The 18,289-nt window shown below is 54.4% G+C and carries 11 protein-coding genes; 7 read left to right on the top strand and 4 right to left on the bottom strand.

All coding sequences use genetic code 11. From position 1 onward, the window contains the following. Window positions 1-363 precede the first annotated feature (363 nt). On the top strand, window positions 364-789 hold the full coding sequence (locus W822_RS45950; RefSeq protein WP_172642812.1) for a helix-turn-helix domain-containing protein: 426 nt from the start codon (window positions 364-366) through the stop codon (window positions 787-789). A gap of 183 nt (window positions 790-972) precedes the next feature. Here the strand turns inward: W822_RS45950 and cysI are convergent, their stop codons facing one another. Together cysI and W822_RS39965 are read right to left on the bottom strand one after the other, a co-directional pair. Next, window positions 973-2,718, bottom strand: coding sequence for an assimilatory sulfite reductase (NADPH) hemoprotein subunit (gene cysI, locus W822_RS39970; RefSeq protein ID WP_024006355.1), 1,746 nt, complete (start codon window positions 2,716-2,718; stop codon window positions 973-975). Between the two features lie 9 nt (window positions 2,719-2,727). Next, window positions 2,728-4,557, bottom strand: coding sequence for an assimilatory sulfite reductase (NADPH) flavoprotein subunit (locus tag W822_RS39965; protein WP_024006354.1), 1,830 nt, complete (start codon window positions 4,555-4,557; stop codon window positions 2,728-2,730). Between the two features lie 329 nt (window positions 4,558-4,886). Here W822_RS39965 and cysG point away from each other — a divergent pair, with 329 nt between their 5' ends. The 6 genes from cysG (at window position 4,887) to W822_RS39935 (ending at window position 14,663) form a co-directional block, all read left to right on the top strand. Further along, window positions 4,887-6,302: a siroheme synthase CysG gene (gene cysG / locus W822_RS39960; RefSeq protein ID WP_024006353.1), complete on the top strand. Its 1,416-nt coding sequence runs from the start codon at window positions 4,887-4,889 to the stop codon at window positions 6,300-6,302. 282 nt (window positions 6,303-6,584) lie between these two features. Then, window positions 6,585-8,498, top strand: coding sequence for a phosphomethylpyrimidine synthase ThiC (gene thiC / locus W822_RS39955; protein WP_024006352.1), 1,914 nt, complete (start codon window positions 6,585-6,587; stop codon window positions 8,496-8,498). Window positions 8,499-9,323: 825 nt separating this feature from the next. Next, the gene (locus tag W822_RS39950) at window positions 9,324-10,193 is read left to right on the top strand and encodes a UTRA domain-containing protein (RefSeq protein ID WP_081724428.1); all 870 of its coding nucleotides are present in this window, start codon (window positions 9,324-9,326) and stop codon (window positions 10,191-10,193) included. 157 nt (window positions 10,194-10,350) lie between these two features. After that, window positions 10,351-11,571 carry an imidazolonepropionase gene (gene hutI / locus W822_RS39945; RefSeq protein ID WP_216593320.1) on the top strand — a complete coding sequence of 407 codons (1,221 nt, stop codon included), beginning with the start codon at window positions 10,351-10,353 and terminating at the stop codon, window positions 11,569-11,571. 42 nt (window positions 11,572-11,613) lie between these two features. After that, entirely contained in the window at window positions 11,614-13,281 is a 1,668-nt protein-coding gene (hutU, locus tag W822_RS39940) for a urocanate hydratase (RefSeq protein ID WP_024006349.1), read from the top strand. A 68-nt stretch (window positions 13,282-13,349) separates the two neighbouring features. Further along, window positions 13,350-14,663, top strand: coding sequence for a YjiH family protein (locus W822_RS39935; protein ID WP_024006348.1), 1,314 nt, complete (start codon window positions 13,350-13,352; stop codon window positions 14,661-14,663). A gap of 71 nt (window positions 14,664-14,734) precedes the next feature. Here W822_RS39935 and cobA read toward each other — a convergent pair whose 3' ends face one another. Together cobA and W822_RS39925 are read right to left on the bottom strand one after the other, a co-directional pair. Beyond that, complete coding sequence (gene cobA, locus W822_RS39930) at window positions 14,735-15,565, bottom strand: uroporphyrinogen-III C-methyltransferase (RefSeq protein WP_216593319.1); 831 nt, start codon at window positions 15,563-15,565, stop codon at window positions 14,735-14,737. After that, window positions 15,562-18,285 carry a nitrate reductase gene (locus tag W822_RS39925; protein ID WP_031243204.1) on the bottom strand — a complete coding sequence of 908 codons (2,724 nt, stop codon included), beginning with the start codon at window positions 18,283-18,285 and terminating at the stop codon, window positions 15,562-15,564. Before W822_RS39925 ends, cobA begins: the two co-directional genes overlap by 4 nt. Window positions 18,286-18,289: the final 4 nt, after the last annotated feature.

Below are 18,289 nucleotides of genomic sequence, written 5' to 3'. Positions count from 1 at the left end.
GTCCGCAGCGCACTTTCCTGGCTGACGGCCGCTTGATCAGGAAATCAGACATTATCAGAGTCTCGATCAATTTCCGGGCTACACCGGGCTGATTTCAAAAGTGAATATTACGAAAACAATATCCGGATGTTGGTATTGATAGCGGCATATTCAATATCCAATAAACAGACGCATCACAAATAAGCCTGTATGCCGAATATAGCCCCTGTTTGTCAGGTCTATGACAAACGCCTTGCGTTAACAACTGAAAATTTTTTTCAAAAAACGTAAAAACATGACAATTGTTAATGCAATTATTAGAAATCCGGCTATCATTTAGTGCTGCAGTTTACCGAATGTAACATTTTTATGGTTTTATCACATATGGCTACTCGCAAAAATATCGACCCCACGCCAGACCTGCGTGCCGCCGCAAAACTTCGTACCTTTGCGGAACGACTTCACTATCTTCGCAAGATTCATCATGGCATGAATCAAAACGAACTGGCCCTTGAACTCGGTGTATCGCAAAGCACAATCGCCAATTATGAAATGGGTAATCGCAGAATCAGTCCATCAGCGCAAATTGTCAGCCGACTGGCTGTATTTTTCGGCGTCAATTCTGATTGGCTGATCAACGGCACATTGCCCATCCTTCCGGAAAAAAACTATGTTTCTCCGGAAATCGCTGTGCGTGACGCTCTGTTCAAATCTCTGACCAAAAAAGAGAACAATGCCCTGATCGCCCTCAACGGCCGTCAGCGCAAGGAACTCAGCGCGCAGATCAAGGCGTATCTCAAGGACATCTGATTCACGACTGAGCCGATAGCGTTCAATATGAGAAATGGCCACGAGCGGCGTTTGCCGCGCGTGGCCATTCCTGTATCTGGCAGGGCATTAGGAAACGGATACGTCAGCGCGTACCCTGCCCTGGTCAGCATTCTGCCGCCCCAGGACCGTCAACTATCCCGGATATCAACCAGCCAGCCCTTCTTACGCCTCTACGGTTTCATCCGGCACTTTGCTGGCGTCATGAAAATCCACCGACGGATTGATCACCGGCTTGACCACACCGGTCCGAATCAGAAAATCACCGAACCCTTCGTCTGTATGACGCGCCTGCGCCCATTGACCGATCTGCTCATCCAGAATCTCAAGAATCTGCTCTTCGGTAATATTTTCCTTATACAAACGAGGAATCCGTGTGCCGATCCGGTTGCCACCCAGGTGCAGGTTATATCGGCCGACCGCTTTTCCGACCAGCCCCACCTCGGCAAGCATGGCTCGTCCACAGCCATTCGGGCAGCCCGTCACACGCGTGATAATAAAATCATCTGTCAGCCCATGACGCGCCATAATCGCATCAATATGATCGATAAAAGCGGGCAAAAAGCGTTCGGCTTCAGCCATGGCCAGCGGACAGGTTGGCAATGCCACGCAGGCCATGGAATTTTGTCGCTGTAAAGTAACACTGTCGCTGATCAGGCCATGATCGCGCGCCAGCTTCTCAATTTTTGCCTTGTCGCGCTGCGCCACATTCGCCACGATCAGATTCTGATTGGCAGTCAGACGAAAATCACCTTTGTGAATGCGTGCAATCTCGCGCAAGCCGGTCTTCAGCGCTTTATCCGGATAGTCGAGCACGCGCCCGTTCTCAATGAACAAGGTCAGGTGCCAGTTTTTATCGATGCCATGAACCCAGCCGATGCGATCTCCCCTGTCGGTAAACTCATAGGGACGAATTGGCTCAAAGGAGAACCCCATGCGCTTTTCCACTTCCGACTTGAACGCCTCCAGACCCACCCGCAAAATGGTATAGCGTGTCTTGGCGGCCTTGCGATCGCTGCGGTTGCCCAGATCGCGCTGCGCCGTGACCACGGCTGCAGCCGTATCCAGGGTTTTCTCAAGCGGCACAAAACCAAACTCGTAGGCCGTGGTGGGAAAGGTCGCCGTATTGCCGTGCTCCATGGACAAACCACCGCCAATCAACACGTTGAATCCGATCAGTTCTCCATCCTCCTGAATGGCAATGAAATTCAAATCATTGGCATGCAGATCCACATCATTTTGCGGGGGAATAACAACCGTGGTTTTGAATTTGCGCGGTAAATAGCTTTTGCCCAGAATCGGCTCCAGCGTATCGGTATCGGTACTTTGCACTTTCTCGCCGTCGAGCCAGATCTCCGCATACGCCTGGGTTTTTGGCAGCAAATGTTCGGATATTTTTTTCGCCCATTCCCAGGCCTGCCTATGCAATTGCGACTCGACCGGATTCGATGTACAGAGCACATTGCGATTGACGTCGCCGGCCGTGGCGATCGAGTCCAGGCCAAGCTGATGCAGCCATTGATGCACAGGCTTGATATTATGTTTGAGCACGCCGTGATACTGGAACGTCTGGCGGTTGGTGATGCGAATACTGCCATACATGGTGTGGCTGGAGGCGAACTCGTCAATCCCCAGCCATTGCGCGGGTGTAATCACCCCACCCGGCATGCGACAGCGTAACATGACATTTTTCAATGGCTCCAGTTTCTGCTCAATACGCTCTGCACGAATATCACGGTCGTCCTGCTCGTACATTCCGTGAAAACGGATAATATTAAAATTATCCCCCCTGAAACCGCCGGTCAGCGGATCCTGCAGATCTTCGGCAATCGTGCCGCGCAAATAGTTGCTGTTGCCTTTGAGGCGCTCGTTATCCGACAGTTTGCCCGCCGGTGCTTTGATTTCACTCATCATTAATCCTCAATACACGTCGCGCTGGTAGCGGTGCGATTCGCGCAATTCGTCCAGATAGGCATCGGCATCATCGGCGCTCAGGCCGCCTTCCCTTGCAACGACCTCCAGCAGGGCCGCCTCGACATCCCTGGCCATGCGGCTGGCATCACCACACACATACAGATGAGCCCCGTTCTGCAGCCATTGCCACAGTTGCGCACCTTCCTTCAGCAGCTTGTGTTGTACGTATATTTTTTCATTCTGGTCGCGCGACCAGGCAAAGCTGTAGCGCGACAGTCGGTTGGATTTGGCCAGTTGCTGCCATTCGAGCTGATATAAAAAATCATCTTTGAATGACTGATTGCCAAAAATCAGCCAGCTCTCTCCGGCCTCGTCATTGGCGTCGCGTTTCTGCATGAATGCGCGAAACGGTGCAATACCGGTACCGGCGCCGATCATCACGATCGGCGTTGCAGGATCCTGCGGCATGCGAAAATGCGCCGACGGTTCGATAAAAATGTCTACTTCATCGCCTGACTCAAGCCGTCGATTAAGGTAACCGGACGCGCCACCGAGATACTGTTTCGCATCCTGTTCGTACTCGACCAGCCCGACGGTAATGTGCACTTCCTCACCCACCTCCTCCTGTGCGGACGCGATCGAATACAGGCGTGGCGTAAGCGGACGCAAAAGCCCGTGCAACTGATCGGCCGTCAAGGCTGTCGGCGCCCGCCTGAGCACGACGTCAATCGGCGTATTTGCGATATAGTCCTGGAGCAATTTACTGTCGGCAACCAGATCAAGCAGATCCTGATCCTGCGCGATCTGGGCATAGCCCTTGACGAACGCTGGCGTATTCTGGGTAATTTCCAGATGGCTGCTCAGCGCATCACGAATCTCCAGTGCGGTACCATCGGCCAGCGTCACCATTTCACTGCCCTCCAGACTGACGCAAGAGAGGATCGAGTCGACCAAAGCAGGATCATTTTTAAACCAGACGCCCAGTGCATCTCCGGGTTGATAGCGAATGCCGGAGTCACCCAGATCAAACTCCAGATGGCGTACATCTTTCTGCGATTGCCGGCTGGTGATTTTCTGATTGGTCAGAATCGTCGCAGTAAAAGGTTTCTCGCGCGTGTAGATCTGCTCGTGGACCTGAGGCTCGCTGATCAGCGCCTGAACAGAGGTTGCCGCATCAGCGGCAGGCGCATTGCGGCTTTCGTGCTCCACCAGCCACGCGACTGCTTTTTCCACCCACTCATCCGCAGATGCCTGAAAATCCAGATCGCAATCAACTCGATCGAACAGGCGCTGCGCGCCCAGTTGCGCCAGCTGGGAATCGAAATCCTTGCCTGCCTGGCAAAAGTCAGGGTACGAGCTGTCGCCCAGCGACAGCACGGCAAACTGCAATGACTTGACCTCGGGCGGCTTCTTGCCGAACAGTGCCTTGTGCAAGGTCAGTGCCTCTTCGGGCGGCTCGCCATCTCCCTGCGTCGAGGCCACGATCAGCACCAGGCGCTCGGAAGCAAGCTGGCGACTCTTGTAGTCCCCCGCGTTTTTCAGAACCGCCGCAACCCCTGCTGCCGTCAGCTTCTCCAGTAATGTCTGCGCAACACGACGGGCGTTGCCTGTCTGAGAGGCGGACAGAATCAAAACGGGAGCCAGCGCCTCTGCCGCGGCAGGTGCCGATGCTGCTGTGCCGGCAGCCGCCGGCAGCAACTCCATTTGCTGGCTGCGCGCCCACAAATAGCCGGACAACCAGGCTGTCTGTAGCGGGTTCAACCCCGAGAGGTTTTTCTGTAATTCGGAAAGCGTATCCGAATTTATCGGTAATCCCGATAGTGGTGGATAACTCATATGTCTAATTTCCCTGCGCACGGACAATACTCACAACAGCATTGGGATCATCAGATCCGCATCCTGCGCGGCTTGCCACTCATTGGTTTACTATTTATACGTATTTATACGGACTTCATCCTAGCAATGATTGCGCACTGCACGAACAACAGATATGTCATGTCCACATTACCGCTATCTATATAAGGCGCGCAGAGACGATAAAATGGGATTTATAACTCAAAGTAGTAAGCTATAAGCAGATATATATTTTTTCATTATTTGTAAAAACGCTACGATTACACTTGTAATAACGATATAACCGACCTTTCCTATTTCATTTGAATTTTATGCAGACCTTTCCCTTATTTGCCAATCTGGCAGGGCGTGCCGTCCTGGTGATTGGCGGCGGCACAGTCGCTGAGCGCAAAACACATGCGCTGCTGAACGCCGGCGCCTGTGTCCACCTGGGTGCCCCTGCGCTTACACCACAACTGCAATCATGGGTGGAAGAAGGCAAGATGCTGCTGCGGGGAAGCGCATTTGAGGCCGCCTGGCTCGATGATGTTTTTCTCGCCGTCGCAGCCACGGATGACGCCAGCGTCAACCAGACAGTATCGGACGCAGCCGAAGCGCGCAAAAAGCTGGTCAACGTCGTGGATAACCCACAGCTTTGCTCTTATATCGTTCCATCGGTAATCGATCGCTCACCGGTGCAAATCGCCATTAGCAGCAATGGCACGGCTCCCGTCCTGATCCGGCAATTGCGGCAGCAACTCGAAACACTCATTCCCCAGCAATTTGGCAATATGGCCGACATCGCCGGCCGCTGGCGCAGTGCCGTCAAAAAACAGCTGGGTTCAATTTCGGAGCGGCGACGTTTTTGGGAGACTCTGTTTGGCAGCCGTTTCGCCGGTGCAGCGCTGGCAGGCGACATTTCGGGCGCCGAAGCGCTGCTGCGCGAACAACTGGCGCAGGGCGTTCCCCAACATGGTGAAGTGACCCTGGTCGGCGCGGGACCTGGTGACCCGGGCCTGCTTACGCTCAACGCCCTGCAGGCCATCCAGCAGGCCGACATTGTCTTTCATGATGCGCTTATTTCAGATGAAATTATGTCGCTGATTCGCCGCGATGCCGAGCGTGTGCCGGTAGGCAAACGTGGCGGCCATCACTCGGTTCCACAGCAGGATATCAACAACCTGCTCATTGAACACGCCAAAAAGGGACTGCGGGTGGTACGTCTCAAAGGTGGGGATCCGTTTATTTTCGGTCGCGGCGGCGAAGAAATGCAGGCCGTCGCCAGCCAGGGTATCCCCTGTCGGGTTGTACCCGGCATTACTGCTGCACTGGGCGCATCAGCCAGTGCCGGCATTCCCCTGACCCATCGCGATCATGCCCAATCGGTCCTGTTTGTTACCGGCCATACCTGTCGTGACGAGAACGCCATAGACTGGGAGACCCTGGCCCGCCCGCGCCAGACGGTGGTTGTTTATATGGGCACGGTAAACGCAGCGAAGATCACCCGCGAACTGACGCAACGCGGTCGCTCGCCTGAAACGCCGGTCGCCGTTATCAGTCATGCTACGCGTACGTCGCAAAAAGTCTACACCGGTTCACTCACCGATCTGGATGTGCTGGCTTCGCAGGCGGCCGCACCCGCGCTGTTCATCATTGGCGAAGTTGCTGCGCAACAGCACGAAACCGGCGTTATCGGCTACACCAATCTCATCAATGAAGCGACAGCAAAACTGCCTCACGCCGCCTGATATTGCTGCATTACAACATAAATTCCCGCAGCCCAATCACTCGACCAATGGCTCGCAGATAACAGTCCAAAAACAGCTACATCATCTCTGGATCCACCGGATTGACTTGTCTGGATCCGTATAAGCTCCTATACTTCGGGGTTCAAGCAGGGGTACTGCGCCGTCGGCGTGGTTGAGAGAGTCCCTTTGTACCAGTACGGATAATGCCGATGCTGGGAGATCATTCGTCTACACGAAGGCTGTCCCGTATTCGGCTCCAATTTCAATTGTTTTGGAGCAAACATGAGTGCAAACCCAAAATTCCTGGCCGCCACGGCACAGGTTGATTCGGCCGCCATCCAGGCCCTTCCCCAATCACGCAAAATCTATGAACAGGGCTCCCGTCCCGACATTCGCGTGCCTTTTCGCGAAATCAGCCAGGACGATACGCCCACGCTGTTCGGCGGAGAAACCAATCCACCTCTGACGGTGTACGATACCAGCGGTCCCTATTCCGATCCCGAGGTGTCCATCGATATTCGCAAGGGTCTGCCGGAAGTGCGGCGCGCATGGATCGACGAGCGCCAGGACACCGAGGTATTGGCGGGCCCCAGCAGTGTCTATGGCCAGGAGCGTCTGGCCGATCCGAAATTGACGGCCATGCGGTTTGAACTGCAACGCCCACCACGCAGAGCACTGGCAGGACGCAATGTCACGCAAATGCATTACGCGCGCAAAGGCATTATCACGCCTGAAATGGAATACGTGGCCATCCGCGAAAACATGCGCATCGAGCAATATATTGAAAGCGTTCGCCAAAGCGGACCCGGTGGAGAAAAACTGGCAACACGCATCCTGCGCCAGCACCCCGGCCAATCCTTTGGCGCCGCCATTCCGAAGAAGATCACCCCCGAATTCGTGCGCGACGAAATCGCACGCGGACGCGCCATTATTCCGGCCAATATCAACCATCCGGAAATCGAACCAATGGCCATCGGCCGCAATTTTCTGGTCAAGATCAACGCCAATATCGGCAACTCGGCGCTGGGTTCCAGCATCAATGAAGAAGTCGAGAAAATGACCTGGGCCATCCGCTGGGGTGGCGACACCGTCATGGACCTGTCCACCGGCAAACATATTCACGAAACACGCGAGTGGATCATCCGTAACTCGCCCGTGCCTATCGGCACTGTACCGATTTATCAGGCACTGGAGAAAGTCGATGGCAAGGCCGAGGAACTGACCTGGGAGATTTTCCGCGACACCCTAATCGAACAGGCCGAACAGGGGGTGGACTACTTCACCATCCATGCCGGCGTTCGACTGCCCTTCATCCCCATGACAGCAGACCGCATGACCGGCATTGTGTCACGGGGCGGTTCCATCATGGCCAAATGGTGTCTGGCCCATCACGAAGAGAGTTTCCTTTATACGCATTTCGAAGACATCTGCGACATCATGAAAGCCTATGATGTCAGCTTTTCGCTGGGCGACGGCCTGCGTCCCGGTTCCGGTTACGACGCCAACGACGAGGCCCAGTTTGCTGAACTCAAAACACTGGGCGAACTGACCAAAGTCGCGTGGAAACACGACGTACAGGTCATGATCGAAGGTCCGGGTCACGTACCCATGCAAATGATCAAGGAGAACATGGACCTGCAGCTGGAGCACTGCGACGAGGCGCCCTTCTATACGCTCGGCCCGCTCACGACCGACATCGCACCCGGCTATGACCATATTACGTCCGGCATCGGCGCTGCGCTGATCGGCTGGTACGGTACCGCCATGTTGTGCTATGTCACGCCCAAGGAGCATTTGGGATTACCAAACAAAAAAGACGTCAAGGACGGGATTATTACGTACAAGATCGCCGCGCACGCCGCCGATCTGGCCAAGGGCCATCCTGGGGCGGCAATACGCGACAATGCACTGTCCAAGGCCCGTTTCGAGTTCCGCTGGGATGATCAATTCAATTTGGGTCTGGACCCCGATACGGCCAAGGAGTTTCACGACGAAACCCTGCCCAAGGATTCCATGAAAGTGGCGCATTTCTGTTCCATGTGCGGACCGCATTTCTGCAGTATGAAAATTACGCAGGACGTACGGGAATATGCGCAGCAACAGGGACTGTCGACAGACAAGGCCTTGCATCAGGGCATGCAGGAGAAATCCATTGAGTTCATGAAAAAAGGCGCCGAACTTTATCACAAAACCTGAGGCATTTTTTCTGTAAGAAAGCGAGGGTTCAGGGAACCCTTGCTCAGGTAGCCAAGGCGAGCGCGATCGGTCAACTTCGGAAAATACGATGTTGACATAACGGTCACGATTAAGTAAATTGAAACCTGAAACCGGTGGGGCCGTACCCACCGGTCCCTGATCAGTAAGCTGGCGTGCTATACAAAAGCGCCACCAGCACTATACCGGTCAGGATAAGTTGTAAAGCGATCTTGTTCATCGCAATCTCCTTATCAGGCAGGGCCCGGCTTCGGTCGGGCCCTTTTACCGTCTGTACTGCCCATCAGCACAGTACAAATATTCTGCCTTTCCGTTCAGGGTCTGAGGATAGCCTGTGATCCATTTGATCCCCTCGTAATAACCGTATACCGATCGCGTGTTCGACGCGATCAGACCAGCCGCCCGGTGTGACGCCTTGATTCTGAAAAGTAGATGCATGAGTTGATTGAATGGATCAATTCGTACAGATTCTTCGCATGAAGATACTCTGAGAATCATTCATTTCTTCTGACTTGATGACCCGGAAAATACGGTATTGACATAACCATCACGATTAAGTAAATTGAAACCCGAAATCGGTGGGGGGGAGACCCACCGGTCCCTGATCAGTAAGCTGGCGTGCTATACAAAAGCATCACCAGCACTATGCTGACCAGGATAAGTTGTAATACGATCTTCTTCATCGTATCCTCCTTATCAGGCAGGGCCCGGCTTCGGTCGGGCCCTTTTACCGTCTGCACTGCCCATCAGCACAGCGCAGATATTCTGCAGTTTTACCCGATGTCAGTGAATGCGGTTTGATCCAATATGTCACTCCGTCTTTTTCGCAAGTCTGCAATCACTGCCCTTAATCAAGCAGGCGTACCTCAAGCACACGCACCCGCGCTTTTATTTAGCTCACTCATTTATAATGTCAACACTCGTTTGAATGTAAAGACAATTCCAATGTCCAGAAGCGCGCCGAAAAAACACCAACCTGTTTACCGTCAAATGGAAACATATATCCGCGGCCTGATCGATCAGGGCGTGCTGGGTGCGGGCGATCAAGTCCCAACCGAAGTTGAACTCGCGCATCAGTTCAATGTCAGCCGGATGACTGCCAACAAAGCCATTACCCTCTTGCGAGAACAGGGGATATTGACCAGAACCGCCGGGCTGGGAACATTTGTCACACCCCGGCAAACTGAAGTTCCCATTATGGATATTGTCGACCTGCATGAAGAAATAAAGAATAACGGTGGACACTACCACGCCGAAATTATTCATCAGGAATACCGAACCATTTATGGGGACGCGGCATGGTGGTTGGGCATTCCCGCAGGGCATTCTGTAGCCTATCTGGAAGTCCTTCACTTTGACAATGATGTGCCCACCCTACTGGAGCAGCGCTATGTCAAGGCGGACTATGCCAAACAGTTTCTCCGGCAGGACTTTACAAAAAAAACAGCGACAGCATACCTTTTGGACCATTATCCCTTAAGCGAAATTGAGCAAAGTATAGAAGCCGTAAATGTCGATGAATCGATCGCACAACTATTGCAAATCAATCCATCCCAGGCCTGCCTGCGTATCTCCCGCCGGACTTGGTCAAAAGACCAGCTCATCAGCCACGCGAATTTATTTGCAGTAGGCGGACGCTATAAAATGCATTCACGATATCTTGCTTCTGCAAAATAAAATTGTCTGCAGCCTGAGAGCCAGAACATGAATGAGCCACCCCCTTGGTGGCTCAAGTTTCGTTTACAGTCTAAATCAGGGAAGTCACTAATTGATCCTTTGCCGATAAAACATAAAATACCAAATGTATACACATTTAAATTAATTTGCAATGCATTTGTCTACTCATAATTCTTTTGTACTGGAACGAGCAAAAATTGCAACATGGCAGGAGGGGCGGTTTTCCGTAAGGGATTTACACGATGTTCATATCGAAAACGGCTTGATCCGCTCGGTGCTCCCCTCTGCGACCGGACCATCTCATCCTGATGACGTTGCCCGTATTGACGTACAAGGACAACTTGTCACACCCGGACTGATTGATTGCCACACACACCTTGTATTCGGAGGCAATCGTGCTGCGGAGTGGAGTCAACGACAACGTGGTGTTTCTTATCAGGACATTGCCGAACAGGGGGGTGGAATTAACAGCACCGTGCGCGCAACACGCCAGGCAACTGAAGACGAACTCCTGCGCGCCGCGGTCCCTCGCCTGCGCAACTTAATGAGTGAAGGCGTGACGACTCTGGAATCCAAAACAGGATACGGACTGTCTTTGGAACATGAGCGCAAGCAACTGCAGGTGATGGATCTGCTCCAGACAAAATTTCCTGTCGAAATCGTCAAAACACTACTATGTGCTCATACCTTGCCCCCTGAATATAAAAACCGGCCTGACGACTTTATCAACCTGATATGCACTGAAATCATCCCCACTCTGGCGCGGGAAAAGGCCTTTGAGAGTGTCGACGTTTTTTGCGAAACGGTCGGATTTAATCTGGAGCAAACACGTCGCGTTTTTGTAACGGCACGCGCCCTGGGCTTTCCCGTGAAAGGCCATACCGAGCAACTTAGCAATTCGGGGGGCACCCAATTGGTCACGGCCTTCCATGGCCTGTCTGCAGATCATCTTGAATACCTGGATTCTGAGGGCGTTAACGCATTGCAACGGGCAGGTACTGTTGCAGTCCTGCTTCCTTTTGCCTTTTATTTTCTTGGCGAAACACAAAAACCTCCGGTTGACTTACTCCGCGAACATCACGTCCCAATTGCCGTAGCGACCGACTTTAACCCCGGCACGGCTCCCTTCGCCAGTCTGCGCTGGGCAATGAATATGGCCTGCGTTCAATTTGGACTGACTGTCGAGGAAGTCTGGGCTGGTGTGACATACCATGCTGCCCTTGCCCTGAACCGGGCAGACCGAATCGGGCGTATCGCCCCGGGATATCAGGCAGATTTACTGGTCTGGCAGACGCAGGACCCTGCCGACATTGTTTACGAACAAGGACAGAATTTTTTGAAACAGCGTTACTTCAAAGGGAAATCAACCCTGGCTTAACTCACGTAACGGCTTTTACTTCAATGTTGTATAGGAGAAAAAATGACCACTCGTGTTGATCACTCAAGAAAAATCAAAGCGCCTCGCGGGGCCACGTTAAATTGCAAGAACTGGCAAACCGAAGCAGCCTGGCGCATGATCCAGAACAATCTGGACCCGGATGTCGCCGAGCATCCGGACAGACTCGTTGTATACGGAGGCATTGGCCGGGCGGCCCGCGATTGGGAATGTTACGACAGAATTCTCGATGTACTTAAAAACCTGGATGCAGACCAGACATTGCTGGTGCAATCAGGCAAGCCGGTCGGAGTATTTCAGACACACAACGACGCGCCACGCGTACTCATCGCCAACTCCAACCTTGTCCCGCATTGGGCGAACTGGGACCACTTCAATGAGCTGGATAAAAAAGGGTTGATGATGTACGGTCAAATGACCGCTGGTTCATGGATTTATATCGCTTCCCAGGGAATCGTACAAGGAACATACGAAACTTTTGTCGCGGTCGCCAAACAGCATTTTGATGGCGACGCAAAAGGTCGCTGGGTATTGACAGGTGGGTTGGGTGGTATGGGCGGCGCACAGCCCCTGGCTGCCACCATGGCCGGGTTCAGTATGATTGCTGTGGAGTGCGATTCGTCGCGTATTGATTTTCGTATTCAGACACGGTATTGCGACAAAAAAGCAACCCGTCTGGATGAAGCACTGGCCATGGTAGACGAGGCCCGTCGCACAGGCCGGCCCGTATCTGTCGGTCTTTTAGGCAATGCGGCGGATATTTATGCTGAACTAGTCGCACGCAATATCACACCTGACGTGGTCACTGACCAAACGAGCGCACACGATCCTGTTCATGGTTATCTGCCTTCAGGCTGGACGCTGGAGCAGTGGAAAAGTGCCCAGCAACACGCACCGGATAGCATTACGCTGCCAGCCAAACAGAGTATGGCAAAACAAGTGAGTGCGATGCTGCAATTTCAGAAATGCGGCGCTGCTACATTCGACTATGGAAACAATATTCGCCAAATGGCCGAAGAAATGGGAGTCGAAAATGCCTTTGACTTCCCTGGCTTTGTACCCGCCTATATTCGCCCACTGTTTTGCCAGGGAATTGGTCCATTCCGCTGGGTCGCGCTATCAGGTGATCCCGATGACATTTACAAAACAGATCAGAAAGTGAAAGAGCTCATCCCCCATGATGCCCATCTTCACCACTGGCTGGATATGGCTAAAGAGCGGATTGCCTTCCAGGGACTGCCTGCACGTATTTGCTGGGTAGGCCTTAAGGACCGGGCACGCCTGGGACTTGCATTTAACGAGATGGTAAAAAACGGCGAATTGAAAGCCCCGATTGTCATTGGCCGGGATCACCTGGACTCCGGTTCCGTCGCGAGCCCTAACCGTGAGACCGAGAGCATGCGCGATGGATCCGATGCCGTATCGGACTGGCCGCTGCTGAATGCCTTACTCAATACCGCGAGCGGTGCGACCTGGGTGAGCCTGCACCATGGAGGCGGTGTGGGCATGGGCTTTTCTCAACATGCGGGCGTCGTCATCGTATGTGACGGGACAACGGAGGCAGCTGCACGTATCGGTCGGGTATTGCATAACGATCCCGCTACGGGAGTCATGCGTCACGCCGATGCCGGCTATGACCTGGCCATTCGTTGTGCTACAGAACAGGGGTTAAACCTGCCAATGATCAAATAACGGGCAAAAATGCAGACCCCTTCTATGAGTGAATCAGAAGGGGTCCGGTTTTTTAGCAAGGGTGCTTTATGACGGAACAGACTTCAGGAACCAATTATTCAACCATTACAAAAATTTTTATTCTAAGCGCAATAGGCATTTTTTTGTTTTTTGTGCCCATTACCCTGGCGGGCAAATCCACCATCCTGGTCGACCATGCCAGCGGCTATTTAATTAAAAACTTGAGACCGATAGCTCTGGTGTTATTGATGCTGCTTATGGTCTACGGCGTGCTGGGTCCGTTCCTGAACGGCAGATTCAAAGCATCCACCAGCGAGAAGATATTTACATTGTTTAAAGGATTTGGTTTGTTGCTCGGTGTAGCCTACTTGTTCGGGATAGCGCCAGAATGGGCCATGCAAGCCGATATGCTCCCCTTTTTATTTGAAAAGCTGTCCTTATCGGTAGGCATCCTGATTCCAATCGGCGCATTGGCGCTGACATTTTTGGTTGGTTTCGGATTGATGGAATTTATTGGCGTATTCCTGGAACCCTTCATGCGCCCGGTATTCAAAACCCCCGGCACCTCTGCCATTGATGCGGTTGCGTCATTTGTCGGGAGCTATTCGATCGGATTGTTAATCACAGACAGAGTATATTGGTCCGGAAAATATTCGCTGCGAGAAGCCACCATTATCGCAACCGGCTTTTCTACCGTATCGGCAACGTTCATGCTGGTCGTGGCAAAAACACTGGGCCTGATCGATCATTGGAATTTTTACTTTTGGTCGACACTGATCGTCACCTTTGCCATCACGGCGATTTGTGCACATTTGCCTCCCATAAGAGGGCTGAGCAATGATGCGAAGAACCGTGTTGATCAACCCAAACCGGAAAATCGGCTCGTCGAAGCTATTGAGGCAACACAACGCCATTACGATCAACTCCCACCCTGGCATAAGCTGTTTCTATCCGATTTTAAAGATGGCGTGAACATGGCTGCAATTGTGGCTCCGTCTATTTTGGCGATTGGCTTTATTGGTCTTATCCTCGCCAAATATACCTTCGTCTTTGATGTCATAGGGATTGTTTTAAAGCCCGCCTTATGGTTGACCGGCTTTGAACATATGACGCAATACAGCGACGCGCTGGCCTCTGGCCTGGCAGAAATGTTTCTACCGGCCATTTTATTGAAGAATACCGATCTGAGCATTCGATATATCGCAGCTGTGGTATCCGTAAGCAGTATTATATTTTTCTCCGGAAGCATTCCTTGCATGCTGGCGACACGGATTCCTCTGAATCTAATTCGCCTGATTGTCATTTGGATCATTCGTACAGTCATCGGTATCGTTCTGGCCTCAATATCACTGCGGATCGGGCAGGCATTTGGATGGATCTGAATATGCCAATTCTTGTTTATTCCGTTATGCACTTCTGACGATTTATCAACACGGCGGGACCGGATTGGGTGTTATACCGCAAGTATCTCAACCGCTTCGGCCACGCCTGACACCGTACATCCTGGTTGCGCCGATCCCCGTTGCATCGACACCCGATGCGCCACCGCCTTGCCAATAATCAACAGCGCCGGACTGCCCAGTCCCGCCGCGCTGATATCTGCCGCCATGGCACCCACGGTTGTCACCAGACTGCGTTCATTCCGGCAGGTCACGCGCTCAACAACAGCGACCGGCAGGTCGGCGGCAAAACCGCCTTGCAGCATCTCCCATTGCAATTGTTCCTTTCTGGCCATGCCCATATAGCACACCAGCGTCAGCCCGCTGCGCGCCAGGGTCTGCCAGTCATGGGTGGTGCCATCGGCAGTATGCACCGTCACAAAAGCCACGCCACGCGCCACTTCGCGATGCGTCAGAGGCAGGCCCAAGGCGCTGGCCGCCGCCAGTCCTGCCGTCATTCCGCCCACCGCCTCAACTGCGATGCCTCGATCCCGCAGCCACGCCAGCTCTTCTCCGCCACGGCCGAAAATAAAAGGGTCTCCTCCCTTGACCCTGGCAACCTGCAAACCTGATTGGGCATAGCGCGCCATCAGACGCAGAATAAACCCTTGTGCCGTAGACACGCAGCCACCACGCTTGCCTACCGGCACGATGCGGACATGTGTGGGCGCCAGTGCCAGAATGTCGTCGCTGACCAGATCATCGACCAGCCAGACATCCACACTCTGCAAGGTGCGATAGGCTTTGAGCGTCAGCAGTTCCGCGTCGCCGGGGCCGGCGCCGACCAGCCACACTTTGCCTGCGGCCACCGTATTATTCGTTTGACTGGAAGAAATCGTCATCATGCCTCCGTGCCAGCGTACTGGCTGATCATGCGGTTGATTTGCACGACACAGGACCCGCAACCGGTGCCGCAATTGAGCGTCTGTTTCAGGGCGGGCAGATCCAGGCCGCGGCGGATGCCATCGATGATGGCCTGATCGGTCACGTTGTTGCAGGCACACACCGTCCGCGTACGCGGGGTGAGCGTTGACTTGCCCATCAGCACAGCCAGCAGCGGTTCAGGCCGCACACCGGTGTCGGCCCAGTGATTGAGCGCCGCTTCGGCGCCCAGGCCGGCGCCCGCCAGTAAATAAACGGTCACGCCGGCATCCTGGCAGCGAACGCGCCGATAAATGCCGCGTGCCGGATCGTCGAAACTCACATCCGTATCGGCAATGCCCAGTTGAATCAGCAGACGTTCAAGTTGCGCAGACGCGGGCGTTGTGCTGGCGGCGAACCGCAGGCGAAGCCCACCGCCGCCCGTTGCCACTGGTACGGCAACGGCGTAGTCAAATTCGTCCAGCCAGCCAGACAGGGTGCGCTGCAGTGCGGCGGCGTCGCCCCGAATCCACGCCACCGCCTCCCATTGCGGCCGAAAAGCGTTCACTGCAATCACGCAATGCTTCAGTTCCGGCTGGAAGGAATATGGATCGGTCGCGCCATGTGTGAGTACATTGATTCCGCCGCCGCCCATCGCACGGCTTCCCCAATGCATGGGCAGGAAGGCGCAGCCTGGGGTAAGTGAATCATCTGCCTGCACCGGCAATACTATTTGCCCGCGACGGGACTTGACCCGGGTCAGGGCCTGATCTGCCAGACGGTAGCGCGCCATGTCCGACGGATGCAGGTAAATAGCGGGTTCCTCCACATGACGGATCAGTGTTGCTGACAAGCCGGTGCGTGTCATCGTATGCCAGTGATCGCGCAGGCGGCCGGTCGTCAGGCGTAGCGGAAAATGTGCCGAGATCGTTTCGGCCGGCGCATTAAAGCCCACGTCAATGAAGTGTGCGCGCCCGTTGCCGGTGGGGAACCGGCCCTCGCTGTAAAGGCGCACCGTACCCTCGTTTCGGTAGGGCCACTGTACCGGACCCGTTTTCTCCAGCAGCGGGTAATCAAGCGTGCTGTAATCCAGGTCCCGACCAGCGGTCAGACGGGCATGCTCGGCAAAAATATCGGCTTCAGCCTGATACTCGAAAAGCGCCGCCTTGTGTGGCGCCCATTTTTGCGCGACCCGGCGCGCCACCTGTTGCACGATTTTCCAGTCTGAGAGCGCCTCGCCCGGTGCTGGCACGGCCGCCCGTACACGGCTGATGCGCCGCTCCGAATTGGTCATCGTGCCGCTTTTTTCCGGCCATGTCGCTGCCGGCAGGATCAGGTCGGCGAACGCCAGTGTTTCCGCATCGGCAAAGGCCTCCTGCACGATGACAAAGTCCGCCTGCTGCAGCGCTTTGCGAACGCGGTTCTGATCGGGCAGCGACTGGGCGGGGTTGGTTGCCGCGATCCATAACACCCGGATGCGCTTGTCCAGCAGCGCATCGAACATGGCAATCGCGGGCACGCCGGGCGCGTCGGGCAGGCAATCGACGCCCCACAGGGCGGCCACCTCATTGCGGTGAACGGCACTGGCCGGATCCCGGTGGCCCGGCAGCAGTGTCGCCATGGCGCCCGCCTCCCGTCCGCCCATGGCATTGGGCTGTCCTGTCAGAGAAAACGGGCCGGAGCCGGGCCGCCCCAATTGCCCCGTCGCCAGATGCAGATGAATGAGCGCCATATTCTTGGCGGTTCCACTGCTGGATTGGTTCAATCCCATGGTATACAGCGACAGGGTAGCAGGGCTTTGCGCAAACCATCGCGCCGCCGTCACAATATCGTCTGCGGCAATACCACATACATCCTGGGCTGCGGCCGGCGTAAATTCGCGAATTCGCTCTTTCAGCGCAGCGAACCCGTCCGTAGACTGTGCAATGTAGTCCTGGTCCAGCAGGCCCTCCCAGACCATCACGTTGAGCATTGCGTGAAACAATGCCACATCGCCCCCGGGCGTCACGGCCAGATGCAGATCGGCAGCCTGTGCAGTATCGGTATTGCGCGGGTCGATCACAATGATTTTCATATGCGGTCGTGCCTGCCGGGCCCGCATCAGCCGCTGGAACAGGACAGGATGAGCATAGGCCATATTGGAGCCGGCAATCAGCACGGTATCGGCCAGCTCGATGTCCTCGTAGCTGGCGGGCGGCGCATCGGCGCCCAGCGTCATTTTGTAGCCCGCCACGGCACTGGACATGCACAGGCGGGAATTGGTGTCAATGTTATTGGTTCCGATCAAAGCGCGCGCCATTTTATTGAAAATGGCATAGTCTTCGGTCAGGAGCTGGCCCGACAGATAGAAACCCATGGCATCCGGCCCGTGCTCACGCACAGTATCGACTATCGTTTCCGCTGCCAGGTCAAACGCGTCGGACAATGCGAGCTCCCGGTATGCGCCTGTTACTCTGTCGCGCACGCGGGCACGCAACACCCGACTCGTGTCACGTCGGACTGTTTCTGCCAGCGCAGATCCCTTGCTGCACAACCGCCCCATATTGGACGGATGATCGGGATCGCCTTCAACAGAGATCACCTGCTCACCCTTGCTGCGCACACGCACCCCGCAGCCGGTGCCGCAATAGCAGCAAATCGAGCGCGTAACCCGTATTTCATCCGGCATATCACGAATGAACTGAAGCGGCGACGGGGCATCCATGATC

It is taken from the genome of Advenella kashmirensis W13003 (genome assembly GCF_000506985.1).
Classification (GTDB): domain Bacteria; phylum Pseudomonadota; class Gammaproteobacteria; order Burkholderiales; family Burkholderiaceae_B; genus Advenella; species Advenella kashmirensis_A.
The sequence above is the reverse complement of the archived record's forward strand: the minus strand, read 5'-3'. Positions and strand labels throughout refer to the sequence as shown.

Excerpts from the sequence above, each read along its gene's own strand:
- W822_RS45950 (WP_172642812.1), top strand. The coding sequence starts at position 364 with ATGGCTACTCGCAAAAATATCGACCCCACGCCAGACCTGCGTGCCGCC.
- cysI (WP_024006355.1), bottom strand. The coding sequence starts at position 2,718 with ATGAGTGAAATCAAAGCACCGGCGGGCAAACTGTCGGATAACGAGCGC.
- W822_RS39965 (WP_024006354.1), bottom strand. The coding sequence starts at position 4,557 with ATGAGTTATCCACCACTATCGGGATTACCGATAAATTCGGATACGCTT.
- cysG (WP_024006353.1), top strand. The coding sequence starts at position 4,887 with ATGCAGACCTTTCCCTTATTTGCCAATCTGGCAGGGCGTGCCGTCCTG.
- thiC (WP_024006352.1), top strand. The coding sequence starts at position 6,585 with ATGAGTGCAAACCCAAAATTCCTGGCCGCCACGGCACAGGTTGATTCG.
- W822_RS39950 (WP_081724428.1), top strand. The coding sequence starts at position 9,324 with ATGTCACTCCGTCTTTTTCGCAAGTCTGCAATCACTGCCCTTAATCAA.
- hutU (WP_024006349.1), top strand. The coding sequence starts at position 11,614 with ATGACCACTCGTGTTGATCACTCAAGAAAAATCAAAGCGCCTCGCGGG.
- W822_RS39935 (WP_024006348.1), top strand. The coding sequence starts at position 13,350 with ATGACGGAACAGACTTCAGGAACCAATTATTCAACCATTACAAAAATT.
- cobA (WP_216593319.1), bottom strand. The coding sequence starts at position 15,565 with ATGATGACGATTTCTTCCAGTCAAACGAATAATACGGTGGCCGCAGGC.
- W822_RS39925 (WP_031243204.1), bottom strand. The coding sequence starts at position 18,285 with ATGGATGCCCCGTCGCCGCTTCAGTTCATTCGTGATATGCCGGATGAA.